The following is a 24,605-nucleotide window of genomic DNA, read 5'->3' on the forward strand; positions in this document are numbered from 1 at the left end:
CGAACTGCTTTCCGAAACTGCCTCTCGTAGGCGGCCGGCGCCTGCACGCGCCCGTTATCGACAAAAACAATACATGACGAGGTATGCCCATCATGGGTGATACGAAGAAAACCCACGTTCGGTACCTGATTCTGCTGATGCTGTTTCTGGTCACCACGATCAACTATGCCGACCGCGCCACCATTTCCATCGCCGGCTCCAGCATGCAGAAGGACCTGGGCATCGATGCGGTGACCCTCGGCTACATTTTCTCCGCCTTCGGCTGGGCCTACGTGATCGGCCAGATCCCGGGTGGCTGGCTGCTCGACCGCTTCGGCTCCAAACGCGTCTACGCCGCGGGCATTTTCATCTGGTCGCTGTTCACCCTGCTGCAGGGCTTCGTCGGCATGATGCCGGTGGCCTGGGCCGTGGTGACCCTGTTCGTACTGCGCTTCATGGTCGGCTTCGCCGAAGCGCCATCCTTCCCGGGTAACGCGCGCATCGTGGCCGCCTGGTTCCCCACCGCGGAACGCGGCACGGCCTCGGCGATCTTCAACTCCGCGCAGTACTTCGCCACCGCGCTGTTCGCCCCGCTGATGGGCTGGATCGTCTACAGCTACGGTTGGGAACACGTGTTCGTGGTCATGGGCGTGCTGGGCATCATCTTCGCCGGCGTGTGGATGAAGACCATCTACAACCCCAAGGAGCACCCGCGCGCCAGCGCCGCCGAGATCGAGCACATCGCCAGCAACGGTGGTCTGGTCGACATGGATCAGGCCAAAGGCAGCGGCGGTCCCAAGTGGAACTACATCGCTCAACTGCTCACCAACCGCATGATGGTCGGCGTCTACCTGGGCCAGTACTGCATCAACGCCATCACCTACTTCTTCCTCACCTGGTTCCCCGTGTACCTGGTGCAGGAGCGCGGCATGACCATCCTCAAGGCCGGCTTCATCGCCTCCCTGCCCGCGATCATGGGCTTCGTCGGCGGCGTGCTCGGCGGGGTGATCTCCGACTGGCTGCTGCGTCGTGGCCACAGCCTGACCCTGGCGCGCAAGCTGCCCATCGTCTGCGGCCTGATGCTGTCCACCAGCATGGTGCTGTGCAACTACGTGTCGGCGGAGTGGATGGTGGTCGGTTTCATGACCCTTGCATTCTTTGGTAAAGGTCTCGGAGCGCTCGGCTGGGCCGTTGTGTCGGATACTTCGCCCAAGCAGATCGCCGGCCTTTCCGGTGGCCTGTTCAATACCTTTGGCAACATCGCGTCGATCACCACCCCGATCGTCATCGGCTACATCATCAGCGCCACCGGTTCGTTCAAGTGGGCCCTGGTGTATGTAGGTGCCAACGCCCTGGTAGCGGTATTCAGCTACCTGTTCATCGTCGGTCGCATCCAGCGCGTCGTGCTGAAGGATGAGAACGGACTGGCGGTCAACGACCAGGCTTCGCCTGCACCGGCAACCTGACCCTGTTCACGACCTCGCCTGGTATCCGCGGGCGAGGTCGTGGCGTGTTCCTACAACAAGAAAAGGATTAGCCCCATGGAACTGATTCAACATCTGGACTCCCCGCGATACATCCGCCTGCATGCCGACGACAACGTCGGCGTCGTGGTCAATGAACAGGGGGTAGCGGCCGGTGGCCGTTTCGTCGATGGCCTGGAGGCGCTGGAGGGTATCCCGCAGAGCCACAAGGTGTCCCTGGTGGCGATTCCCGAAGGTGGCAGCGTCGTGCGTTACGGCGAAGTCATCGGCTATGCCCTCAAACCCATTCCTGCCGGCAGCTGGGTGACCGAGGCGGTGCTGCGCATGCCCGAGCCCCCGGTGCTGGACAACCTGCCCAAGGCGACGATCAAGGCCCCGGTGCCGGAGCCGCTGGAAGGCTACACCTTCGAAGGCTTCCGCAACCCGGATGGCACCGTGGGCACCCGCAACATTCTCGGCGTGACCACCACCGTGCAATGCGTGGTCGGCGTGCTCGACCACTGCGTGGACCGCGTGCGCAAGGAAATCCTGCCCAAGTACCCCAATGTCGACGACGTGGTGGCGCTGTCGCACAGCTATGGCTGTGGCGTGGCGATCAACGCGCCGGACGCTGTGGTGCCGATCCGCACCCTGTACAACATCAGCCGCAACCCCAACCTGGGTGGCCAGGCACTGGTCATCAGCCTGGGCTGCGAAAAGCTGCAGGCCAACCAGTTGATGGATGGCGACCAACTGACCAATAGCATGGAGGAGGAGGACTGGCTGTTCCGCCTGCAGGACTCCAGCACCGGTTTCACCGGCATGGTCGAAGAAATCATGGCGATGATCGAGACGCGCCTGAAAGTGCTCGACCAGCGTCGCCGCGAAACCGTACCGGCTTCCGAACTGGTGGTGGGCATGCAGTGCGGGGGCAGTGACGCCTTCTCCGGTATCACCGCCAACCCGGCGCTGGGGGTCGCCTCGGACCTGCTGGTGCGGGCCGGTGCCACCGTGATGTTTTCGGAAAACACCGAAGTGCGTGACGGCATCCACCTGCTGACGCCGCGGGCCTCGACCCCTGAAGTCGCCGATGCGCTGATCCGCGAGATGGAGTGGTACGACCGCTACCTGGAACGCGGCATGGCCGATCGCAGCGCCAACACCACGCCCGGCAACAAGAAGGGCGGCCTGAACAACATCGTCGAAAAAGCCATGGGCTCCATCGCCAAGTCGGGCAACAGCCCGATCGTCGGTGTGGTGGCGCCGGGTGAGCGGATTCGTGGCAAGGGCCTGTACTTCTGTGCCACCCCGGCCAGCGATTTCATCTGCGGCACGCTGCAACTGGCGGCCGGCATGAACATGCACATTTTCACCACTGGTCGCGGTACGCCCTATGGCCTGTCCATGGTGCCGGTGATCAAGGTGGCCACCCGTACCCAGCTGGCCGAGCGCTGGCCGGACCTGATCGACGTGGACGCCGGGCAGATCACTTCCGGGCGCATGACCCTGGATGAAATGGGCTGGCACATCTTCCAGCTGTACCTGGATATCGCCAGTGGCAAGAAACAGACCTGGGCGGAGAAACACCGCCTGCACAACGACCTGGTGCTGTTCAACCCGGCCCCGGTGACCTGAGGAGAAACCACGGTCGTCTGTCCTACGCGACCACCCGCATTGGGGTGGTCGCCCCTGATAAGTGAGCTGGCATTCGCCACTCGCCTATACGCTGCCATGGGTCACAAGCCCCGCGGCGTCCTTTCCTAGAGCCTCACCTGCAATACCCCGCGGTGCGCCAAAAGCGCACCGCTTTTTTTTGCCTGGACTATTACTTGATGCGCGGTGATTCGCCGTTGCAAAAATAGTTTGCAGGCGTTGTCGAATCACCGTGGTGCGCAACGACTACTCAGTACCCAGCGATCAATGCCGTCACGGAGAACACCATGAAATACCTTTGCCTGGTCTACAGCGATGAGCACGCCCTGCACAACTCGCCCGACAGCCCCCGTGACGAGGAGTGCCACGCCTACGCCTCGTCGCTGGCCGCCAGCGGTCGCATGGTCGCCGGCGAAGCCCTGCAGCCAGTGCGCACGGCCACCACGGTGCGGGTGCGCGGCGGGCAGCTGTCGATCACCGACGGCCCGTTTGCCGAAACCAAGGAACAGCTCGCCGGCTTCTACCTGATCGACGCCCGGGACCTCAACGAAGCGATCCAGATCGCCGGGAAGATCCCGCCGGCCCGGGTCGGCTCCATCGAAGTGCGGCCGGTCCGTGAACTGGATGTCTGAGTGCCGATGAACCTGGCGCTGCCTGCGCCCGTGACCGAGGAGGAGAACATGGCCATGAAGCCTGTCGAATACCCGGACGTCGTCAGCCGCGAGCAATGGCTGGTGGCCCGCAAGGCCCTGCTGGAGCAGGAAAAGGCCCTGACCCGCCAGCGCGACGCGGTAAGCGCCGCGCGTCGGCGCCTGCCCATGGTGGCGGTGACCGAGGACTACCGGTTCCAGGGCCCCGATGGCGAGTGCCGCCTGGTCGACCTGTTCGAGGGCCGCCAGCAACTGATCGTCTACCACTTCATGTACCTGCGCGATCGCGGCGAAGGCTGCGACGGATGTTCGCTGGTGGTCGACAACATCGGGCACCCGGCGCACCTGCATGCCCGTGACACCCGCCTGGTGCTGATATCGCGGGCGCCCCTGGAGGAGCTGGAGGCCTTCAGGCAGCGCATGGGCTGGACGCTGCCCTGGTACTCCTCCTGGGAGAGCCGCTTCAACTACGACTACCACGCCACCAATGACCCAAGCGTCGCCCCGGTCGAGTACAACTACCGCGATCAGGCGGAACTGGAGCGCCTGGGCATGGACTACCACACCCGGGGCGAGCAGCACGGCGTCAGCGTGTTCCTGCGCGATGGCGAGCAGGTCTATCACTGCTATTCCAGTTATGGCCGCGGCGTCGAGACACTCATGAGCACCTTCGACTACCTGGACCTCACGCCCTTCGGCCGTGGCGAGGGCTGGGACGGCATGCCCGACCTCCAGGGCAAGGGCCTGAACTGGACACGCCTGCACGACCGCTACGACCAACCCGCCGCCCACGCCTGCTGTGGCGGTGACGCATCCATTCGAACCACCGACAACAAGAAGGATGAATGACATGAACACCAAACACGCGACAGCCGAACAGCAGCAACAGATCCGCAGCGTCCTTGACGACTGGGCCCAGGCCTCCCAGGCGAAAGACGTGGAACGCATCATCAGCCACTACGCCGACGATATCGTCGCCTTCGATGCCGTCGGCCCGCTGCGTTTCGTCGGGCGCGACGCCTACAAGGCGCACTGGGATTTCTGCATGACGGTGTGCCCGGGCCCCAGCCTCTTCGAACTGCATCAGCCCACCATCCTGGTCAGCGGCGAGTTGGCCGTTTCCTATGCCCTGTTGCATTGCGGAGGCACCAACGAACAGGGGCAGATGGAGTCGTCGTGGATGCGGGTGACCCAGTGCCTGCAACAGTTCGGTGGCCAGTGGCGGATCGTGCACGAGCACTTCTCCGCGCCGTTCGACATGGAAAGCGGCAAGGCGTCGTTCGACCTGCAGCCCTGATCGCCGCGTGCTCTGGCGTCGGCTACTGACTCACTGGGTCAGGCGCAGCAGGCGTTCGGCCTGTTCGCGCACCGCCAGGCGCAGTGCCTCGGGCTGGATGACCTGGAAGTCGAAGGGCAGGCCGATCAGTTGCCGGGCGAACCAGGGGATGTAATCGGTACGGGTGCTCAGGCGCACCCCGTTGCCGTGCGGGACCAGCATGCCGAGCACATCGCCCCACTCGTTGCTGGCGCTGTGCAGGTCGGTGTGCAGCTGCACCTCCACGGCGTGGGCGCGGGGCAGGTTGGCGATGCTGCTGGCGAGGTGTTCGGCGGCGTCGAAATCGCCGGGCCGCACGAAGTGGTTCGGCAGCGGCTCGACGGCCTGGACGCGGTCCAGGCGAAAGGAGCGCAGGGCCTGGCGCAGGTGGCACCAGCCGCTCAGGTACCAGACCCCCCAGCGGTAGACCAGGCCGTAGGGATCGACTTCGCGCTGGCCGGGGTCGGCCTGTTCCGCGCAGTAGGTGAGCCTGACCCGCTGGCGCGTCTGCGCGGCATCCGCCAGCTCGGCCAGCCAGGTGGTGTCGCTGGTTGGCGGGCGGCGCGGCATCACCAGGGTGACGCTTTCGCTCAGGGCGCGCACGCGCCGTTTCAGTTGCGCCGGCATCACCCGTTCCAGCTTGGCCTGGGCACTGGCCAGGGCTGGCGTGGTTTCGGCCAGCTCCAGGCTGCGCGCTGCCAGCAGACCGAGGGACACCGCCTGGGCTTCGTCGGGGGTGAACATCATCGGCGGCAGCTTGAAGCCTGCCACCAGGCGATAGCCGCCGTAGCGACCACGCTCGCTGGTCAGCGGAATCCCCAGCTCTTCCAGGGTGCTGATGTAGCGGCGCAGGGTGCGGCCGTCGACGCCGAGGCGCCGGGCCAGCTCGCTGCCGCTGATCTGCCCGTGGCTCTGCAGCAGCTCCAGCAGGGCGAGGACGCGGGTCGTCGGGTTGGCCATGGGTTTTTTCCAGTGCCGATTTTCAATAGGGCGGAATATAGCCTAATTGGGTTTTAGCCTGTGTCCTGTCGCGCCCCCTGGCGCTCCGCACAGAGAAGGAACCCCTCATGCACCCGGTATTGTTCTATGGCGTCCCGCAAGGCTGCTCGTTCGGCTCCATCGTCGCGCTGGAGTGGTTGCAGCAGCCCTACCAGCTTTGCCGCATCGACATGCTCGAGTACCCCTGGGACCGCCTGTTCGGCCACCTCAACCCGCTGTACCAGACGCCCGCGCTGCTCACGGCCGACAACCGGCCGCTGAGCGAAAGCCTGGCGATCCTCCTGCACCTGGCCAGCCAGGCCGAAGGTTCGCCCCTGGGGCCGCGCCAGTGCACCCCGTCGTTCGACCGGCTCAACCAGTGGCTCGCTTATCTGGTGACCGACTTCTTCTCGGCCTTCGCGCCGCTGTGGATCACCTACGAGAAGGACGACCTGAGCGACGCCCAGCGCGCGGTGCTGCGCGAAGTCGGGCGCGAACAGGTGGCCAATGCCTGCCGCCACCTCGAGACGCACTTGGCCGGACGCGAGTGGCTGCTTGGCGAGCAGCGCAGCCTGGCCGACGCCTACCTGGCCGGGCTGGCGCGCTGGGTGGATTACCACCGCCTGTTCGACCTGTCGGCGGATTACCCCGAACTGGCCCGCTACCTGGATCGGCTGGCGAGCGACCCGGCGGTGCGTTTCGCCACGGCCATCGAAGAGGGTGCCCAGGCCGCCGGCAACGGTGCCTTCCGCGGGCACGTGAGCCTGGCGGACGTGCGCGATCGCCTGCCTACCGACTGACCCACCTGACAGACACGAGAGCATGACGATGATCGATCACTTTTCCATTGTGGTAGCTAACTACAACCGTAGTAAGCGCTGGTACACGGAGGCCTTGGCGCCCTTGGGCTATGAGCTGAAGTGGGATGGCGAGCAGGGGCCCGTGCGGGTTGCCGGTTTCGGCCCGAAGGAGGCGGAGCAGGGCGTGCTGTACCTGATCAGCGCCACCCGCGAGCGCGGCGTGTGCGAGCCGCGCCCGCACTTCTGCTTTCGTGCCGACAGCCGCGAAGCCGTGCAGGCGTTTCACCAGGCGGGGCTGCTGGCTGGTGGCGAAGACAATGGCCGGCCGGGCTGGCGCGACGAGTACGGCTACTACGCCGCCTTCGTCCACGACCCCGACGGCTACAACGTCGAGGTGGTCTGCTACGCCTGATGCCGTGCCGCGTCAGAGTGCGGAAAAGCGCTCGGGCAGCCGCTGCTGGTTGAAGTGCTCGACCAGGCTGTCGATGAAGGCACGGGTTTTCGCCGGCAGCAGGGCGTGGGCGGAGAAGTACACGCTGATGTGCCCGGCGTCCACGTACCAGGCCGGCAGCACCCGCACCAGGCGACCCTGTTCCAGGTAGGGCAGGGCGTGGGGCAGGCTTACCAGGGCGATGCCCAGGCCCATCTCGGTGGCGCGGCAGGCAGCGTCCGGGTCGCTCAGGGTCATGCGTTGCTGCAGGTCGACGGGGGCTTCGTCGTGCTGGCGGTTGCGCAGCGACCAGGGGCGTATCCGTCCGGTCTGGGGCGAGCGCAGCAGGATGCCGGCGTGCTGCGCCAGGTCGGCCGGTGCCTGTGGCGCCGGGTGCTGGGCGAGGTAGGCCGGAGCGGCGACCAGGATCCGGTGGGCCGGCGCCAGCTTGCGTGCGACCACCCCCGGCGACAGCTCCGTGGCGCCGCTGACGGCGGCGTCGAAGCCCTGGGCGATGAGGTCCACCGGGGCATTGTCGAAGTGCCAGTCCGGGACGATCGCCGGGTAGCGCTGCAGAAAGGTATCCAGCATGGGCACCAGGTAGTCGCGGCCGAACGTCACGCCCATGCTGACCTTGAGGGTGCCGGCCGGCTGCCCCGCGGCGCTGGCCAGGTTGGCCACGGCGAGCTGGATGGTGCTCAGGCCGCCACGCACTTCGCCCAGGAAGCGCTCACCGGCTTCGGTCAGGGTCAGGCGGCGGGTGCTGCGCTGGAACAGCCTGACCCCCAGGCTGGCCTCCAGCCGCGCCACGTTCTTGCCCACTGCCGCGGGCGTCAGGCCCAGGCGGCGGGCGGCTTCGGCAAAGCTGCCGGCTTCGGCACTGCGGACAAAACTTTCCAGGCTGCTGAGGGTTTCCATCGCGCTCACCTAAACCATTGGTATCGAGTGAATATAGCGACTACTGGCTTATCGGTATGCAATCACATGGGGATACTGACCTGGACCCCGGGCAACCGCCCGACACTTTCTGGAGTATTCCCATGTCTCAGATCAGCAGCCGTCCCCTCAACGATTCCGTCGCCCTGATTCAGGGTGGCTCCCGCGGCATAGGTGCCGCCATCGCCCTGCGCCTGGCCCGTGAAGGCGCCGCCGTGGCCCTCACCTACGTCAGCTCGCCGGACAAGGCCGCCGACGTGGTGCGCGCCATCGAAGCCGACGGTGGTCGGGCCATCGCCATCCAGGCCGACAGCGCCGATGCCGATGCGGTACGCAACGCGGTCAGCCGCACCGTGGCGCACTTCGGTCGCCTCGACATCCTGGTCAACAACGCCGGGGTGCTGGCCGTCGCGCCGCTCGAGGAATTCAGCCTGGAGGATTTCGACCGTACCGTGGCGGTCAACGTGCGCAGCGTGTTCGTCGCCAGCCAGGAAGCCGCCCGCCACATGACCTCGGGTGGTCGCATCATCACCATCGGCAGCACCAACGCCGAGCGCATGCCTTTCGCCGGTGGTGGCGTCTACGCCATGAGCAAGTCGGCCATTGTCGGGCTGACCAAGGGCCTGGCCCGTGACCTGGGACCGCGCGGGATTACGATAAATAACGTGCAGCCCGGCCCGGTGGACACCGACATGAACCCGGAGAACACCGAGTTCGCCAGCGCCCTGAAAGGACTGATGGCGATCGATCGCTACGGTCGTGCCGAGGAAGTCGCCGCGTTCGTCGCCTACCTGGCCGGCCCGGAAGCCGGGTACATCACCGGCGCCAACCTGACCATCGACGGTGGCTTCGCCGCCTGAGTCAGCCATCATGAAAAAAGCCCCGGCGGGATGACCGCCGGGGCTTTTTCGTGTGTCGGTGCTGGACGATCAGGGCAGGCTCTTGAGCGTCTCGCAACTGGCCGCGTACTGCTTTTCGCAGGCGCTGGTGAGTAGCCGCTTGGCTTGGCTGGGATCGCGGGGTACGCCCTGGGCGCCGCGCAGGTAGAGGTTGCCGAGGATGTGCTGGGCCATGGGGTTACCGCCCGCCGCAGACTGGTTGAGGTACTTGAGCATGCCCTGCTGGTTGGCGAAAGCCGGGTCGTCGCGACCGGTGTACAGGTAGGCGAGGCTGACCGCGGCCATGGGGTGGCCCTTGTCCGCTGCCTGCTTCCACCACTGCTCGGCCTGCTTGAGGTCCTTGGTCGGCTTGCCGACGAAGTAGGCGCTGCCCAGCTGGAACTGGCTGTCGAGGTCGCCACGGCTGGCCTGCTGGCGCAGTTGCCCGAGTTCATCGACCTGTTGCGGTGGTGCTTCGGCCGGGGCTTGCGGTGGCTCGGCGTCATCACGGCTGGCGCAGCCGGCGAACACGGCGAGGAGGCCGAGCAGGACGGCCATCGAAGCCCGTTGCGGTCGTGGTACGGCGATCATGGACATGTGCTCCTGGAAAAGTGTGTGCGGGCCGGGGGACATTGCCCCGGCGTGTGAACGTCTGACCGGTGCTCGGGCGCAGGGTTCGCTCGGCGGGCAACCGTTGGCCGGTTGAACAGGATAGTCCTTGGCTTTGTGAAATTGTCTGTGTAGATTTTCATGAAAATTTATATTTGAAATTTCACGAGACGCCCATGTTCAAGCAATCCGCCCAGCATATCGGCACCTACTACGCCCGCACTTATCCCGGGGCAATCCCCTTGCGGCCGCGGCAGGAGGGCGCTCTGGACTGCGACGTGGTGATCGTTGGCGGTGGCTTCAGCGGCCTGCACAGCGCACTGCGTCTGTCCCTGGCCGGCAAGCGCGTGGTGCTGCTGGAGGCCAGCCGGCTCGCCTGGGCGGCGTCGGGACGCAACGGTGGCCAGGCGTTGCTCGGCTGGTCCTGCGACATGCCCCCGCTGGAAGCCGCGCTCGGCCAGGAGCGGACCCAGCGCCTGTGGGACAGCATGCGCTGGGCCGCCGAAGAAATGCGCGAGTTGCCGCAGCGCCACGGCTTCGACATCGATTACCGCACCGGCAGCCTGTGGACTGCGGTGCAGCCGCGCCGCGTCACCGAGCTGCAGCACGCCCAGCGTGACCTCGAAGACAAGTGGGGCTACCGGCAGATGCGCTTCATCGACCGCGCCGAACTGCCGGAATGGATCGCCAGCCCGCGCTACCTGGCGGCGCTGTATGACCCCGAGGCCGCCCACCTCAACCCGCTGAAACTGGCCCAGGGCCTGGCGAATGCCATCGAGCAGGCCGGCGGGCAGATCTTCGAGCAGAGCCAGGCGGTGGCGTACCACGAGGCCAACGGCGGCTACAGCGTGCGCACCGAGCACGGGGAGGTGCGCGGCGACGTGCTGGTGCTGGCGTGCAATGCCTACATCGACCGGTTGGACCGCCACCTGTCCAGCCGCCTGCTGCCGGTGGGCTCCTACCAGGTGGCGACGGTGCCGCTGGATCCCGAGCAGGCCCGCGCTCTGCTGCCGCGCAACAGCTGCGTGATCGACAACCAGTTCGTCCCCGATTACTTCCGCCTGACCCCGGACCATCGTTTGCTGTTCGGCGGTGGCTGCACCTACCTGGGTGGCATCCCCCGGGATGTGGCGGCGGCCACCCGGCCCTACCTGGAGCGGGTGTTCCCGCAGTTGCGGGGCGTCGAGATCGAGTTCGGCTGGGGCGGGCACATCGACGTCAGCATGAAACGCACCCCGGACATCGGCCGTCAGGGCCAGCGCTATTGGCTGCAGGGCTTCTCTGGCCACGGCATCCTGCCGACCCTGGCCGGCGCCCGGGCGGTGACCGATGCGATCCTCGGCAACGACGACCTGCTGACGCTGTACCAGGCACTCGACAACCCGCGCTTCCCGGGCGGTTCGCGGCTGGCTGCACCCTTGGAGGCGGTCGGCAAGGCCTGGTACCGCCTGCGCGACGTGATCTGAAGGACGACCGGCATGGACATGCAGGATGAAGTCGAAGGCCTCGCGATCCTGATTCGCGACCTGCGCAAGCACAAGAACATGACCCTGGGCGAACTGGCGGCGAAGATCGACCGCTCGGTGGGCTTCCTGTCCCAGGTCGAGCGCGGCCTGTCGCGCCCGACCGTGGCCGACCTCACGGCCATCAGCGAGACCCTGGGAGTGCCGACCACCTACTTCTACAGCCTGAGCAAGCCCCGCGCGCTGCCCTGGGTCACCCGCCCGGGCGAGCGCCGCACCCTGTACTACGCCGGCGGCATCACCGATGTGCTGGTGTCGCCGAGCATGTCGGCCGGCTTCGCCATGCTCGAGAGCCTGCTGGCGCCTGGCGCCACCAGTGGCGACGGGCACCTGGACGACAGCTCGGAGCAGGGCGGCTTCGTGCTCGAGGGCGAGCTGAGCATATGGCTGGACGACCAGCCGGAGCCGGTCACCCTCGGCCCCAACGACAGCTTCCAGCTGCCGCCGCACAGCCAGTTTCGCTACGCCAACCTGACCGACCAACCCACGCGAGTGCTCTGGGTCTTTCGCTGAACCCAGGCCGCAGGATTCCCGTCATGACCCCAACAAAAAACCGTTCGGCCCTGCTCGATGAAGTCCGCGCCTTTCGCGACGCGAACCCCGACGTGCGCTATGTCGACCTGATTTCCCTGGACATCCCCGGGCATTTCTACGGCAAGCGCTACCCCATGGACATGCTGGAAAAGGTGGCTGCCGGCGGCCCGCTGAAGCTGCCACAGAACTGCGTGCTGCTCGGCGTGCAGGGCGGCCTGCACCCGATCGGTGACTACTGCTTCAACGACGGCGACCCGGACGCGCCGCGGCGCCTGGTGCCCGGCACGCTGAAGCCGGTGCGCTGGGAAAACCAGCCCCTGGGGCAGATGCTGATCAGCTCCGACGGCACCGAATCGCCCATCGAATTCGAGCCGCGCGAGGTGCTGGCGCGCGTGCTGCAGCGCCTGTCCGGACGCGGCATTCGCGCGGTGGTGGCGTTCGAGCTGGAGTTCTACCTGTTCGACCGGGCGCTCAAGGACGGCTTGCCGCAGTTCCCCCGCGACCCGCTGTGCGGCGATACCGATGACCAGCCGAACATGCACATCGAGCGCCTGTCACGCTTCTCCGACGTGCTGCACGAGATCGTCGACGCGGCCAACGAGCAGGGGGTCGACGCCAACGTGATCACCGCCGAGCTGGGCCCGGGGCAGTTCGAGATCAACTTCGGCCATTGCGACGACGGCCTGCAGGCGGCGGACTGGGCGGCGCTGTTCTGCCGCAGCACCCGCGGCGTGGCGCTCAAGCACGGCCAGCGCGCCAGCTTCATGAGCAAGCCCTATCTGGATGCGCCGGGCAGCGGCATGCACGTGCACGTCAGCCTCTACGATGAGGCCGGCAACAACCTGCTGGATGCCGATGACCAGCGTCCGTTGCGCCACGCCGTGGCCGGTTGCCTGGCGCTGCTGCCGCACTGCATGCCGATCTTCGCCGCCAACCACAACGCCTTCCGCCGCTACGGCGCCATGGTCAACGCGGCGAGCCGCGCCAGCTGGGGCTTCGAAGACCGCGATGCGTGCATCCGCATTCCCGAATCGGACGGCCGCAACCTGCGCATCGAACACCGCCTGGCCGGCGCGGATGCCAACCCCTACCTGGTGCTGGCGGCGATTCTCACCGGCATGGAGCACGGCCTGGATGCGCGGCTCGAACCCATCGCGCCGCTCAACGACGACCGCCAGAGCGGCATCGATTTTCCCCAGGACATGCTCGGTGCGGTGGCGGCCATGCGCGACCACCCGGTGGTCAACCAGGGCCTGGGCAGCGAGTTCGTCATGGTCTATTGCGAGAACAAGCGGCAGGATCACCTGCAGTTCATGAACGATGTCAGCGCCCGGGAGTACCGCTGGTTCCTCTGAGGCGGTGACCTGGGTGGCCGTTCCGTGGAGAATGCTGGCAGGCGTTCTCTCGCCCTCACGCGTCCCCACCCAGCCTGGAGCCGAACATGAAGTTGATCTACGCCGCTGCATCGCCCTACGCCAGAAAAGTCCGGGTCATGGCCAGCGAGGTCGGCCTGCTGGATTCCATCGAGCTGGTGGCCACGGCGGTACTGCCGACCACCGAGAACGACCTGGTCAACCCGCTCAACCCGCTGGCCAAGATTCCGGTGCTGCTGACCGTCTCGGGCGAGGCGCTGTACGACAGCCGGGTGATCTGCGAGTACCTGGATTCCCTGCACGGGGGCTCGCCGCTGTTCCCGGCCCAGGCCAACAAGCGCTGGCCCACCCTGCAACTGGCGGCCCTGGCCGAAGGCCTGATGGACGCCGCGTTGCTGGCGCGCTACGAGCGTGCGGCACGCCCTGCGGAGCTGCAGTGGCCGGCCTGGCTGGACGGGCAGCTGGGCAAGATCACCCGCACCCTGGATGCGCTGGAAGCCGATGCCGCACGCCTGAATGGCCCGGTTGATATCGCCCAGATCGGTGTGGCCTGCGCCCTGGGCTACCTGGATTTCCGCTTTGCCGACCTGAACTGGCGCGATGGCCGTGACGGCCTGCGTGCCTTCCAGGACGCCTTCGCCGCCCGCGAGTCGATGCGCCAGTCCGAGCCGGCCTGACGCCGAGGGACGGGGCGCCCGCGCAACGGCGCCCCGATGGCGTTGTCCATGGTGGGGCGCAAACGGGCGCGCGGAAGCTCTGGCATCGCCTGAGCGGCGAGGCTTCGCAACAGGATGAAATACTTTGCAACCTCTGTGCAGTTGAGTAAAAAACCGCGCCTCACTACATTTGCGCCCGCAACGCCGGGCCCCTCTGACAGCTAACCGCTGCCATGTCGGAGTTGCAGTTTGTACAACTTCGACACGAGAGGAGGGGCTCATGACTGCCCTAGAACCGTTCTTCCTATCCGAGTTTCTCGGTACCGCCACCTGGTTGTGGCTGGTCTTCATCACCATCGTCATCAGCCTGCTGGTCTTCGACCTGGGCGTCCTGCACCGCGAACACCGCGAAATCGGCGTAAAGGAAAGTCTCCTGCTATCGGGCGGCTACATCACGGCTGGCCTGCTGTTCGGCCTGTGGGTGTGGCACGTCAAGGGCGGCGACGCCGGCATGGACTTCTACACCGGCTTCCTCATCGAGAAATCGTTGTCCATGGACAACGTGTTCCTCATGGCGATGATCTTCAGCTTCCTGGCCATCCCGCGTAAGTACCAGCACGAAGTGCTGTTCTGGGGCATCCTCGGGGTGATCGTGCTGCGCGCGATCATGATCGGCCTGGGCGCGGCGCTGATCGCCGAGTTCGACTGGATCCTCTATGTCTTCGGCGTGTTCCTGCTGCTGACCGGGGTGAAGATGCTGTTCAGCAAGGTCGACGACCACCCGGACCTGTCGCAGAACGTGCTGGTGAAATTCCTGCGCAAGCACATGCGCGTCACCGACCGCCTGCACGAGGGCCGTTTCTTCGTCCATCAGGAAGATGCCAACGGGCGCATGGTGCGCTGGGCCACGCCGCTGTTCCTGGCGCTGGTGCTGATCGAGTGTGCCGACCTGGTGTTCGCGGTGGACAGCGTGCCGGCGATCTTCGCCATCACCCAGGACCCGTTCATCGTCTACACCTCGAACATCTTCGCGATCCTCGGCCTGCGTGCCCTGTACTTCGCCCTGGCGGCGATGATCCACCGCTTCGCCTACCTGAAGTACGCCCTGGCCCTGGTGCTGGTGTTCATCGGCTGCAAGATCTTCCTGGTCGGCATTATCGGCAAGACTCCGCCGGTGATTTCGCTGAGCGTGACCCTGGGCCTGCTGATCGGTGGCGTGCTGCTGTCGCTGTGGAAAACCCGCAACGACCCACCCGTGATTCCCGAGGAGCGCGTCTAAGCGCTACCCCGAGCATGCGCCTGCCGATGCGGTGGGCGCGTACAACCTGGCGCCGTCCGCGTGGCGGCGCACCTTTTTGTTCAGGAGCGACACCCATGAAATCCACGATCCCGATGTTCTGCCTGGCCGCTGCGCTGGTAGCGCTGGCCGGTTGCGACGCCGCCGAACAGTCCGCCCAGAAGCTGGTGGAAAAGGCCGAAGAGGCAGTGCAGGAAGTCGCGCGCGAAGCGATCAGCGAGACCGTCAACGAGCTGAACAAGCAGGTCGACGACATCCAGCAGTCGGCCAACGAAGTGCTCGGCAAGCCCGAGGCCTCGCAAGAGCAGCAGGACGGCGAGGACGAGCAGAAGCCGTCCGACCAGGTCATGCCGCCTGCCGGTGGCGTCGAGACCTGAGTCGGACCCGCCTCTGGTCAGGTGAGTGCCCGAATGCGTATGAGTTTGTCGCTTCGGGCGTTTTCACCGTCGAAGGGAACTGCGATGCTCGCCGGCAACCGTGGTGAACCAGCCCTGAGAGGCACCTATGCAGATCAGCTCCAATTTCGACAGCGGCAACATCGAGGTCATCGACAGCAGCAACCCGCAACGGGTGCTGCTGGCCATGCGGCCTGATCTCAACAGCCATCATTTCCAGTGGTTCCACTTCAAGGTCGACGGCCTGACTCCGGGGCAGCGCTACGGCTTCAGCCTGACCAATGCCGGGCAGTCCGCCTACAGCCATGCCTGGACCGGCTATAACGCGGTGGCCTCCTACGACCAGAAACACTGGTTCCGCGTGCCCAGCCGCTTCGAGCACGGCGCGCTGGAATTCGACCTCGACACCCAGGCCGAGCAGGTCTGGTTCGCCTACTTCGAACCCTACAGCCGCGCCCGCCATGACTGGCTGATCGACCAGGCGCTGAACAAGGCCGGGGCTGAGCTGGTGGCCACCGGCAAGAGCATCGAAGGCCGCGACATCCAGCTGCTGCGCTTCAGCCGCAACCCCCAGGCGTCGCGCAAGGTGTGGATCATCGCCCAGCAGCACCCGGGCGAGCACATGGCCGAATGGTTCATGGAAGGGCTGATCGAGCGCCTGCAGCAGTCGGGTGATGCCGAACTGGATCGCCTACTGGAACAGGCGGACCTGTACCTGGTGCCGAACATGAACCCCGATGGCGCGTTTCGCGGTCACCTGCGCACCAACGCAGCGGGGCGCGACCTCAACCGCGCCTGGCAATCGGCCACGGAAGCGGACAGCCCCGAGGTGTTCTTCGTCCAGCAACAGATGCGCCGCGTGGGCGTCGACCTGTTCCTCGATATCCACGGCGACGAGGAAATCCCTCACGTGTTCACCGCGGGCTGCGAAGGAAACCCGGGCTACAGCCCGCGCCTGGAAAAACTCGAAGAGGAATTTCGCCGCCGCCTGGTCGACATGGGCGCCGAGTTCCAGACGGCGTTCGGCTACAAACGCGACGAGCCAGGCCAGGCCAACACCACCCTGGCCTGCAATGCGGTGGGGCTGGAATTCGATTGCCTGTCCTTCACCATCGAAATGCCGTTCAAGGACCACGACGACACACCCAACCCGGAGATCGGCTGGAACGGCAAACGCTCCATGCAGCTGGGCAAGGACGTGCTGAGCGTGGCGGCGGCGATGGTGGGCGACCTGCGCTGACGACAGGCCCGGTCGTCCTAGGTGGGCGGCCGTTCCGCGTACTGGGGAATAGCGTCGTCGATGCACAGCCACTCGACCTTGGAGGCCGTGAAAATGTGCGCGGTGGGGGTGATATCCAGCGGTGTATCCAGGGTGCCGACCCGCAGGCGGACGATGTCCGGCATGCTGTCGCGCTTGCTGATCAGGGGCGAGGCGCATTGCGAGCAGAACAACCGCTCGACGCCCGCCTCGGTCCGGAAACCCTTCACCTGCTCTTCGCCGGTGACGATGCGAAAGGCCGTCGTCGGCACCGGCGCATTGGCGGCGAACGCCGAGCCATTGGCCTTGCGGCAGCGCTGGCAATGACACAGCAACAGTGTGTCGATCCGGCTGCTCACTTCATAGCGAATCGCACCGCACAGGCAACTGCCCTTGTGCATGGTTTACCTCCAGCGGATGGTCTTGGAAAAGCAGCCTGGCTCGCCTGAGCCCAGGCGGCGGCTTTACCTGGGCATCATAGGCCGTATTGGCAGCACAGGGTGATCATTGCCATCGCAGGCGCGTGCGAACTTCCGGCCGTCGATCGTTCCCACGCTCCGCGAGGGGATGCAGCCTCGGACGCTCTGCGCCCGCCACGGGGTTTGACACACCAGCGATTGCCGTTCTTGAGGCACATGGTGGGTTACGGCGCAGCCGATTTTCGTGGTGTAGCAGGGCTCGCGACCAGGCGCCTAACCCACCCTACGAGATGAATCTACCCCGTAGGGTGGGTTAGTGGCGCAGGCGGGTTTGAATGTCGGCTGCATTGCGAGTGCGCCACGTAACCCACCAGCGGTTGATCGTTCCCACGCTCCGCGTGGGAATGCAGCCTCGGACGCTCTGCGTCCGCCACGGGGTTTGACCCTCCAGCGGTTGTCGTTCTTGAGGCCACATGGTGGGTTACAGCGCAGCCGATTTTCGTGGTGTTGCAGGGCTCGCGTCCATGCGCCTAACCCACCCTACGAGATGAATCTACCCCGTAGGGTGGGTTAGTGGCGCAGGCGGGTTTGAATGTCGGCTGCATTGCGAGTGCGCCACGTAACCCACCAGCGGTTGATCGTCCCACGCTCCGCGTGGGAATGCAGCCTCGGACGCTCTGCGTCCGCTACGGGGTTTGACCCACCAGTGGTTGCCGCCCTTGCGGCCACATGGTGGGTTACGGCGCAGCCGGTTCCGGGGTGTTGCATGACTCGGGACCATGCGCCTAAAACCCACCCTACGAGATGAATGCACCCACCCTACGGATTTCGGCGGCCCATAAAAAAGCCCGTCACGAGGACGGGCTGAAAGTGCCGTAAACACATGGAGTCAATCAGACGCTAGGTGTTGCCTGTTACAGGATCGACAACGGGTAGTTGATGATCAGGCGGTTCTCATGCAGGTCCTGGCCAACGTCGCGGCGGACGTCGGAGTTACGCCAGCGTACGCTCAGGTTCTTCAGGGTGCCTTCCTGGATGGTGTAGGCCAGTTCGGACTCGCGGCCCCACTCTTCACCGTCCTTGCGGCCGTCGGTGGTGTGGATGCTGTCGCCGCTGACATAGCGGTTCATCAGGGTCAGGCCCGGGATGCCGACGCCGGCGAAGTTGAAGTCATGACGCAGCTGCCAGGAGCGCTCGTTCGGAGCGTCGTAGCTGTTGGTGAAACCGTCGTTGACCAGGGTGCCGCCACTGGCGCCGTCGACGCGCATGAACTTGGTGGAGCCGTTCAGCTTCTGGTACGCGACGGTGAAGGTGTTGCTACCGGTCTTGGCGGAGAAGCTGCCCTGGTAGACCTTGTTGTCCAGCTTGCCGGCCTTGGCCGCACCTTCGTCCTTGCCGTCGACGTAGCCGAGGTTGGCGCTCAGGGTCCAGTCACCGACCGGCTGGGCGTGGGTCAGTTGCACGTAGCTCTGCTGGTAGATGTCTTCCAGGCGGGCATGCCAGACGCCGACCATGGTGTTGTTGTCGTTGAACTTGTACTCACCGCCACCGAAGTTGAAGTCGTCGCCTGCGACTCCGTTGTAGGACATGTCTTCGCGGCTGGCATCGTGACGCTGGCTGTTCTTCCAGAACTGGCCGCCGTACAGGGTCAGGCCGTCGATTTCGTTGGAGGTGATCTGCGCACCCTGGAAGGTTTGCGGCAGGGAACGACCGTCGTCCGCGCGCAGGATCGGCAGCACGGCGAACCACTCACCGACCTTCAGCTCGGTCTTGGAGATCTTGGCCTTGGCGGCCACGGCGGTACGGCCGAAGTCGTCAGCGGCCTGGCCGTCGTCGTGGATCGGCATCAGGTTGGTGTTGGCGGCGCCGCGGTTGCCGTCCAGCTTGACGCTGTACAGGCCCAGCACGTCGATACCGAAGCCGACGGTGCCCTGGGTGAAGCCGGAGCGGGCGTCGAGGATGAAGCTCTGGGTCCAGCCTTCGGCCTGGCCCTGGAGTTCGCCCTGGATGCGCGGGTCGGTGCTGTTCAGGTAGTTGCGGTTGAAGTAGTAGTTGCGCAGGCCGAGGGTGACCTTGGCATCTTCGACGAAGCCGGCGGCGTAGGTGGTGGAGGTCGGCAGGGCGGCTGCCAGGCCGGCACCGATCAGGGCCAGGGTGAGGGCGTTACGTGGTGTCATTGTTGTTGTGCTCCCAGGTTTGACAAGCAGTTCCCCACTCGGCTGGATGGGCCGATACCTCCCAGGGGAACTCGTGTGTTGCCCTGTGCAGGGCTACAAGCATGCCCGCAGACGCAGGCAGGCCTCTGCTTCGGGCTTAGCCGTCAGCGAATTCGATAGGGGGATGCAAAGGGATATGGCTCGCCGGGAAGGGGAGCGATAACGCGCTGGATACTGGGCTGCCGAGTGTGGCGCGCAGGCGCGGTGCAACGATCGTGGTGGCGACAGTGGTCATGGTGGGCCCTGCTTTTTGTTTTTATAGTTGTCGTATGTCGTCATACAACTTGGCTGGATTATCGACAGCCCGGTCTGGCTTTGTCAACGCGTCTGTAGACGAAAGTTGCACGCCTTTCGTCGGTCGATTCGATCGGAGATCTTGGCCTCATTGGGCTGGCGACCGGTGTCGATTTCGCCGAACGGCCACGGAACCCTCGGCAAACCGCTGGATACGGGGCAGATGCGCACCCATTGTTGTGTGATAACGTATGACGAATTTCGCGTCCCCGGGCCGGATCGGCCCTCGTTTCCCGTCGGAGAATTGCCATGCCTCATTGCCTGGTCGAGGGCTCGCACGCCCTGGCGAACCTGATCGAACCTGCCGAACTCGTGCGCCTGGTGCATGACACGGCGGCGGCCAGCGACCTGTTCAAGCCGGGCGAAGTGAAGGTGCGCCTGAGCCTGTACGAGCACGCCTGCGTGGGCGGCGAGCAGAAGGATTTCATCCACCTGATCTTCTACGTCCTGGCCGGTCGCACCGACGAGCAGAAGAAGCACCTGTCGATGCTGCTGGTGCGCGCGCTGGCGCAGCGCCTGGCCAGCGTGGAGGCGATCTCCGTGGACATCCGCGACATCGACCGCGCGGCGTTCAGCAACAAGCGCAGCCTGGAAAACGCCTGATCCTCAGGCGTCGTCGGCCGGCCCCAGCAGGCGTGGCCCGGCGCCCTCTGCGGCCAGTTTGTCCCGGGGGTTGCGCAACGGGCAGTCGAGCATCGACAGGCAGCCACAGCCGATGCAACCGGTGAGCTGATCGCGCAGATTGGCGAGTTGTTCGATGCGCGCGTCCAGCTCGCTTTTCCACTGGGCCGACAGCCGCTGCCAGTCGGCGGCGCTGGGCGTATGGCCCTGGGGCAGGGTGGCCAGGGCGCGGCCGATCGACGCCAGCGGGATGCCCAGGCGCTGGGCGACCTTGATCAGCGACACCCGGCGCAGCACCTCGCGCGGGTAGCGTCGCTGGTTGCCGGCGTTGCGCCGGCTGTGGATAAGCCCCTTGGCTTCGTAGAAATGCAGGGTCGATACCGCGACGCCGCTGCGCTCCGCCACCTGCCCGACACTCAGCAATACATCCCGTTGACCCGGTTCGATGCCTTTCATGATCTTTCGCTTGACCTCAAGTTAAGTTGAGGTTTTACCTTCGGCAGCCTCGTTATTCAACCTGAGGTGCAGTCGATGGACGACAAGGTCCGCCTGGTTCTGATTTATGGCAGCGTTCGCGAAGGTCGCCTGTGCGACAGCGTGGTGAACTGGGTGCGCGAAGAGATCGCCCAGCGCAGCGAGTTCGAGCTGACGCTGGTCGACCCCGCCCGCTTGCAGCGGCCGGCGGTGGACGACGAGGCGGCCGTTGCTGTGCGCCACGGCTACCTGCAGCAACTGGCCCGCGCCGATGCATTCCTGATCGTCACCCCGGAGTACAACCACGGTTACCCGGCGGCGCTCAAGCAACTCATCGATGAGGTGCCGATCAGCTGGGAGGCCCGGCCGGTGGCGTTCGTCAGCTATGGCGGCCAGTCCGGTGGACTGCGCGCGGTGGAACAGTTGCGCCAGGTACTGGCGGAAATGCACGCGACGACGGTGCGCAACAGCGTGAGCTTCAGCAACGCCTGGGAGCAGTTCGACGAGCAGGGGCGCCTGGCCCAGCCGGGGCATGCCCGCTCGGCCCTGGCCCGCACGCTGGTGCAGCTCAACTGGTGGGCGCTCGCTCTGCGGGAAGGGCGCCGGCGCAGCCCCTACGAGCGGGTCCGGGGCTGAGCGGCGGGTGACAGCCGCAACGCGCCAGCGTAGGGTGCGGACATTGCCGAAACGATGGAGAGAACCATGCAGTTCGCTGCCCCGATTCCAATCCTGCGCATCTTCGATGAAGCCAAGGCGCGCGCGTTCTACATCGACTTCCTGGGCTTTCAGGAAGACTGGACGCACCGCTTCGAGCCGGGGTTGCCGCTGTACCTGCAGGTGTCCCGGGGCGGCTGCGTGCTGCACCTGTCGGAGCACCATGGCGATTGCTGCCCGGGTGCGGCGCTGCGCATTGCCACCCAGGGGCTGGATGAATACCAGGCGGGGCTGCTGGAAAAACGCTACGGCTATGCGCGCCCCGGTATCGAACACATGCCCTGGGGCCGGGACATGAGCATCAGGGACCCCTTCGGCAACCGCCTGGTGTTCACCGAGGCCGATCCCCAGGCATGAAAAAGGCCGGACATGTCCGGCCTCGTTGGCGCGCCTGATCAGCCGCGGTAGTAACGCTGCGGCACGAACGGCGTCTTCGCCACTTTCATCGCCACGCGCTTGCCGCGCACCATCGCCCAGACTTCGCTGTCCACCGGCACATGGGCGCTCTGCACGTAGCCCATGGCCACCGGTGTGCCGAGCGTGGGGCCGAAGCCGCCGCTGCACACCGAACCGATCACGTTGCCGTCGGCATCGACGATTTCCGCGCCTTCACGCACCGGCACGCGCTCCTGCGGCAGCAGGCCGACGCGCTTGCTGGCGACCCCTTCCTGCTGCTGCGCGAAAATGCGCTCGGCTCCCGGGAAACCACCGGCCCGGGGACCGTCGGCGCGACGCGTCTTGGACACCGCCCACAGCAGGCTGGCCTCGATCGGCGTGGTGGCGGTGCTCATGTCATGGCCGTACAGGCACAGCCCGGCTTCCAGGCGCAGCGAGTCGCGGGCGCCCAGGCCGATCGCCTCGACTTCCGGTTCGGCGAGCAGGCTGCGGGCCAGGGTTTCGGCGTGGTCGGCCGGCACGGAAATCTCGAAGCCGTCTTCGCCGGTGTAGCCGGAGCGGCTGACGTAGCAATCGACGCCGAGCAGGCGCACCGGGGCGAACTGCATGAAGGTCATCGCACCCACTTCCGGCGCCAGGCGCTTGAGCACCTCGACCGCTTTCGGGCCTTGCAGGGCCAGCAGGGCGCGGTCGAAGCAGGACTCGATCTGGCACTGGCTGGCGATGTGCTGTTGCAGGTGCATCAGGTCCTGGTGCTTGCAGGCCGCGTTGACCACCAGGAACAGCGTGTCGTTGCCGAGGTTGGCCACCATCAGGTCATCGAGGATGCCGCCGTTCTCGTCGGTGAACATCGCGTAGCGCTGCATGCCCACCGGCAGGTCGATGATGTCCACCGGCACCAGGCTTTCCAGGGCCTTGGCCGCCTGCGGGCCACGCAGGATGATCTGGCCCATGTGCGACACGTCGAACAGGCCGGCGGCCTCACGGGTGTGCAAGTGTTCCTTCATCACCCCCAGGGGGTACTGCACCGGCATGTCGTAGCCGGCGAAGGGCACCATGCGCGCGCCGAGCTCCAGGTGCAGGGCATGAAGGGGCGTTTTCGCCAGGGTTTCGCTGGTCATGCAAGTCTCCAAATCGACGAATGGGTGGAGCGCGAGGATCGCTTGTCGCCTCGGGCTCCCGGGGTTCTGTGGGGTGGACGGCGCATCAGCATTCGATGATGTTCACGGCCAGGCCGCCGCGGGCGGTTTCCTTGTATTTGCTCTTCATGTCGGCACCGGTCTGGCGCATGGTGCGGATCACCTTGTCCAGCGAGATGAAGTGCTGGCCGTCGCCGCGCAGCGCCATGCGCACGGCGTTGATGGCCTTCACCGAGCCCATGGCGTTGCGCTCGATGCACGGCACCTGGACCAGCCCGCCGACCGGGTCGCAGGTCAGGCCGAGGTTGTGTTCCATGCCGATCTCGGCGGCGTTCTCGACCTGCTGCACGGTGCCGCCGAGCACTTCGCAGAGCGCGCCGGCGGCCATCGAACAGGCCACACCGACCTCGCCCTGGCAGCCGACTTCGGCGCCGGAGATCGAGGCGTTTTCCTTGTACAGGATGCCGATGGCGGCGGCGGTAAGCAGGAAGCGCACCACGCCGTCTTCGTTGGCGCCGGGGATGAAACGCATGTAGTAGTGCAGCACCGCCGGGACGATGCCGGCCGCGCCGTTGGTCGGGGCAGTGACCACCCGGCCGCCGCTGGCGTTTTCCTCGTTGACCGCCAGGGCGTAGAGGTTGACCCAGTCGAGCACGCTGAGGGCGTCGCGCAGGTTGGCTTCCGGGCTCTTGCACAGCTGGCGGTAGAGGGCGGCGGCGCGGCGCTTGACCTTGAGGCCGCCGGGCATGATGCCCTCGTTGTGGCAGCCGGCCTCGACGCAGTCCTGCATCACCTGCCAGATCGCCAGCAGGCCGGCCCGGGTTTCCGCTTCCGGTCGCCACGCCGCTTCGTTGGCCAGCATCACCTGGCTGATCGACAGGCCATGCTCGCTGCAATGGCCCAGCAGCTGCTTGGCGGTGGTAAAGGGGTAGGCCAGATCGGTCTTGTCCTCGACGATGCGGTCGGCGCCGGCGGCTTCCTCGTCGACTACGAAGCCACCGCCCACCGAGTAATACTCGCGCGAGCGGATCTGCAGCCCGGCGGCGTCGAAAGCGCGAAAGACCATGCCGTTGGGGTGGAAGGCCAGCGGTTTGCGGATCATCGCCAGGTGTTCTTTCTCGACGAAACGAATGGTCTTTTCGCCGAGCAACTTGAGTTCGCCGCTGCTGCGGATGGTCGCCAGGCGCTGGGCAATGCCGGCGGTGTCGACGGTGTCCGGTTGCTCACCCTCCAGGCCGAGCAGCACCGCCTTGTCGCTGCCGTGGCCCTTGCCGGTGGCGCCGAGGGAACCGTACAGCTCGACCTTCACGCTGTCGGTGGTGTCCAGCAGGCCCTCGCGGCTCAGGCCTTCGACGAAGCGCACGGCGGCGCGCATCGGCCCGACCGTATGGGAGCTGGAGGGGCCGATACCGATTTTGAACAGATCGAAAACGCTCAGTGACATGCTTGGCTCCGGGGACGGCTGATCGGGCCCTGTATAGGTTCGATGGCGGCCGGAGTGACCGGTTCATCGCGTCTGTCGCAGAGCCCGCCGACACGCCGGCGGTGCTCGGAACGGCTCAGGTTTTGGCGCCCTTGCGCCACGTGGGTGTCACGGTGGGCGAG

At 65.8% G+C, this 24,605-nt stretch carries 26 protein-coding genes; 18 read left to right on the forward strand and 8 right to left on the reverse strand.

Annotated features, from left to right (window positions below; translation table 11 throughout):
• The first annotated feature begins 92 nt into the window (after positions 1-92).
• The 5 genes from N5C28_RS20790 (at position 93) to N5C28_RS20810 (ending at position 5,042) form a co-directional block, all read left to right on the forward strand.
• Entirely contained in the window at positions 93-1,445 is a 1,353-nt protein-coding gene (locus N5C28_RS20790) for an MFS transporter (RefSeq protein WP_279825200.1), read from the forward strand.
• Positions 1,446-1,520: 75 nt separating this feature from the next.
• On the forward strand, positions 1,521-3,077 hold the full coding sequence (gene garD, locus N5C28_RS20795) for a galactarate dehydratase (protein WP_279825201.1): 1,557 nt from the start codon (positions 1,521-1,523) through the stop codon (positions 3,075-3,077).
• Between the two features lie 305 nt (positions 3,078-3,382).
• Complete coding sequence (locus N5C28_RS20800; protein WP_279825203.1) at positions 3,383-3,727, forward strand: YciI family protein; 345 nt, start codon at positions 3,383-3,385, stop codon at positions 3,725-3,727.
• 48 nt (positions 3,728-3,775) lie between these two features.
• A complete protein-coding gene (locus N5C28_RS20805) occupies positions 3,776-4,594 on the forward strand; it encodes a DUF899 domain-containing protein (protein WP_279825205.1) in 819 nt (272 codons plus the stop codon).
• Between the two features lies 1 nt (position 4,595).
• On the forward strand, positions 4,596-5,042 hold the full coding sequence (locus tag N5C28_RS20810) for an SgcJ/EcaC family oxidoreductase (protein ID WP_279825207.1): 447 nt from the start codon (positions 4,596-4,598) through the stop codon (positions 5,040-5,042).
• A 30-nt stretch (positions 5,043-5,072) separates the two neighbouring features.
• Here the strand turns inward: N5C28_RS20810 and N5C28_RS20815 are convergent, their stop codons facing one another.
• Positions 5,073-6,020, reverse strand: coding sequence for a YafY family protein (locus tag N5C28_RS20815; protein WP_279825209.1), 948 nt, complete (start codon positions 6,018-6,020; stop codon positions 5,073-5,075).
• A 107-nt stretch (positions 6,021-6,127) separates the two neighbouring features.
• Here N5C28_RS20815 and N5C28_RS20820 point away from each other — a divergent pair, with 107 nt between their 5' ends.
• Both N5C28_RS20820 and N5C28_RS20825 read left to right on the forward strand, forming a co-directional pair.
• Complete coding sequence (locus tag N5C28_RS20820; RefSeq protein ID WP_279825210.1) at positions 6,128-6,838, forward strand: glutathione S-transferase family protein; 711 nt, start codon at positions 6,128-6,130, stop codon at positions 6,836-6,838.
• 22 nt (positions 6,839-6,860) lie between these two features.
• Positions 6,861-7,250 carry a VOC family protein gene (locus N5C28_RS20825; RefSeq protein ID WP_279825211.1) on the forward strand — a complete coding sequence of 130 codons (390 nt, stop codon included), beginning with the start codon at positions 6,861-6,863 and terminating at the stop codon, positions 7,248-7,250.
• 12 nt (positions 7,251-7,262) lie between these two features.
• Here N5C28_RS20825 and N5C28_RS20830 read toward each other — a convergent pair whose 3' ends face one another.
• Complete coding sequence (locus tag N5C28_RS20830; RefSeq protein ID WP_279825212.1) at positions 7,263-8,186, reverse strand: LysR family transcriptional regulator; 924 nt, start codon at positions 8,184-8,186, stop codon at positions 7,263-7,265.
• Positions 8,187-8,317: 131 nt separating this feature from the next.
• Between N5C28_RS20830 and N5C28_RS20835 the strand changes: the two genes are divergently transcribed.
• Complete coding sequence (locus tag N5C28_RS20835) at positions 8,318-9,064, forward strand: 3-oxoacyl-ACP reductase FabG (RefSeq protein WP_279825236.1); 747 nt, start codon at positions 8,318-8,320, stop codon at positions 9,062-9,064.
• 69 nt (positions 9,065-9,133) lie between these two features.
• On the opposite strand, the gene N5C28_RS20840 is transcribed toward N5C28_RS20835, so the two are convergent.
• Entirely contained in the window at positions 9,134-9,673 is a 540-nt protein-coding gene (locus N5C28_RS20840; protein WP_279825213.1) for a tetratricopeptide repeat protein, read from the reverse strand.
• Between the two features lie 194 nt (positions 9,674-9,867).
• Between N5C28_RS20840 and N5C28_RS20845 the strand changes: the two genes are divergently transcribed.
• The 7 genes from N5C28_RS20845 to N5C28_RS20875 all read left to right on the forward strand — a co-directional run bounded on the left by N5C28_RS20845 (position 9,868) and on the right by N5C28_RS20875 (position 16,709).
• Positions 9,868-11,157, forward strand: a complete 1,290-nt coding sequence (locus tag N5C28_RS20845) for an FAD-binding oxidoreductase (RefSeq protein WP_279825214.1) — start codon at positions 9,868-9,870, stop codon at positions 11,155-11,157.
• Between the two features lie 12 nt (positions 11,158-11,169).
• Positions 11,170-11,727: a cupin domain-containing protein gene (locus N5C28_RS20850; RefSeq protein ID WP_279825215.1), complete on the forward strand. Its 558-nt coding sequence runs from the start codon at positions 11,170-11,172 to the stop codon at positions 11,725-11,727.
• Between the two features lie 23 nt (positions 11,728-11,750).
• Positions 11,751-13,103 carry a glutamine synthetase family protein gene (locus N5C28_RS20855; RefSeq protein ID WP_279825216.1) on the forward strand — a complete coding sequence of 451 codons (1,353 nt, stop codon included), beginning with the start codon at positions 11,751-11,753 and terminating at the stop codon, positions 13,101-13,103.
• An 86-nt stretch (positions 13,104-13,189) separates the two neighbouring features.
• On the forward strand, positions 13,190-13,798 hold the full coding sequence (locus tag N5C28_RS20860; RefSeq protein WP_279825217.1) for a glutathione S-transferase: 609 nt from the start codon (positions 13,190-13,192) through the stop codon (positions 13,796-13,798).
• A 259-nt stretch (positions 13,799-14,057) separates the two neighbouring features.
• Complete coding sequence (locus N5C28_RS20865) at positions 14,058-15,056, forward strand: TerC family protein (RefSeq protein WP_279825218.1); 999 nt, start codon at positions 14,058-14,060, stop codon at positions 15,054-15,056.
• A 95-nt stretch (positions 15,057-15,151) separates the two neighbouring features.
• Positions 15,152-15,451, forward strand: coding sequence for a hypothetical protein (locus tag N5C28_RS20870; protein WP_279825220.1), 300 nt, complete (start codon positions 15,152-15,154; stop codon positions 15,449-15,451).
• A 127-nt stretch (positions 15,452-15,578) separates the two neighbouring features.
• Entirely contained in the window at positions 15,579-16,709 is a 1,131-nt protein-coding gene (locus N5C28_RS20875; protein WP_279825222.1) for a M14-type cytosolic carboxypeptidase, read from the forward strand.
• Positions 16,710-16,726: 17 nt separating this feature from the next.
• Here N5C28_RS20875 and N5C28_RS20880 read toward each other — a convergent pair whose 3' ends face one another.
• Both N5C28_RS20880 and N5C28_RS20885 read right to left on the reverse strand, forming a co-directional pair.
• Positions 16,727-17,128 (reverse strand): GFA family protein, encoded by a 402-nt coding sequence (locus N5C28_RS20880; RefSeq protein WP_279825223.1) that lies wholly within the window; start codon positions 17,126-17,128, stop codon positions 16,727-16,729.
• A 932-nt stretch (positions 17,129-18,060) separates the two neighbouring features.
• Positions 18,061-19,323, reverse strand: a complete 1,263-nt coding sequence (locus N5C28_RS20885; protein WP_279825225.1) for an OprD family porin — start codon at positions 19,321-19,323, stop codon at positions 18,061-18,063.
• Positions 19,324-19,905: 582 nt separating this feature from the next.
• Between N5C28_RS20885 and N5C28_RS20890 the strand changes: the two genes are divergently transcribed.
• Positions 19,906-20,259, forward strand: coding sequence for a 5-carboxymethyl-2-hydroxymuconate isomerase (locus N5C28_RS20890; RefSeq protein ID WP_279825226.1), 354 nt, complete (start codon positions 19,906-19,908; stop codon positions 20,257-20,259).
• Positions 20,260-20,262: 3 nt separating this feature from the next.
• On the opposite strand, the gene soxR is transcribed toward N5C28_RS20890, so the two are convergent.
• Positions 20,263-20,733 (reverse strand): redox-sensitive transcriptional activator SoxR, encoded by a 471-nt coding sequence (gene soxR / locus N5C28_RS20895; protein ID WP_279825227.1) that lies wholly within the window; start codon positions 20,731-20,733, stop codon positions 20,263-20,265.
• A gap of 75 nt (positions 20,734-20,808) precedes the next feature.
• On the opposite strand from soxR, the gene N5C28_RS20900 reads away from it, so the two are divergent.
• A complete protein-coding gene (locus N5C28_RS20900; RefSeq protein ID WP_279825228.1) occupies positions 20,809-21,387 on the forward strand; it encodes an NAD(P)H-dependent oxidoreductase in 579 nt (192 codons plus the stop codon).
• Positions 21,388-21,453: 66 nt separating this feature from the next.
• The gene (locus N5C28_RS20905; RefSeq protein WP_279825229.1) at positions 21,454-21,822 is read left to right on the forward strand and encodes a glyoxalase superfamily protein; all 369 of its coding nucleotides are present in this window, start codon (positions 21,454-21,456) and stop codon (positions 21,820-21,822) included.
• A 38-nt stretch (positions 21,823-21,860) separates the two neighbouring features.
• Here the strand turns inward: N5C28_RS20905 and gcvT are convergent, their stop codons facing one another.
• Entirely contained in the window at positions 21,861-22,982 is a 1,122-nt protein-coding gene (gcvT, locus tag N5C28_RS20910) for a glycine cleavage system aminomethyltransferase GcvT (RefSeq protein ID WP_279825230.1), read from the reverse strand.
• 85 nt (positions 22,983-23,067) lie between these two features.
• Positions 23,068-24,444, reverse strand: coding sequence for an L-serine ammonia-lyase (locus N5C28_RS20915; RefSeq protein WP_279825231.1), 1,377 nt, complete (start codon positions 24,442-24,444; stop codon positions 23,068-23,070).
• Positions 24,445-24,605 lie beyond the last annotated feature (161 nt).

It is taken from the genome of Pseudomonas sp. GD03944 (assembly GCF_029839275.1).
Taxonomy (GTDB): domain Bacteria; phylum Pseudomonadota; class Gammaproteobacteria; order Pseudomonadales; family Pseudomonadaceae; genus Aquipseudomonas.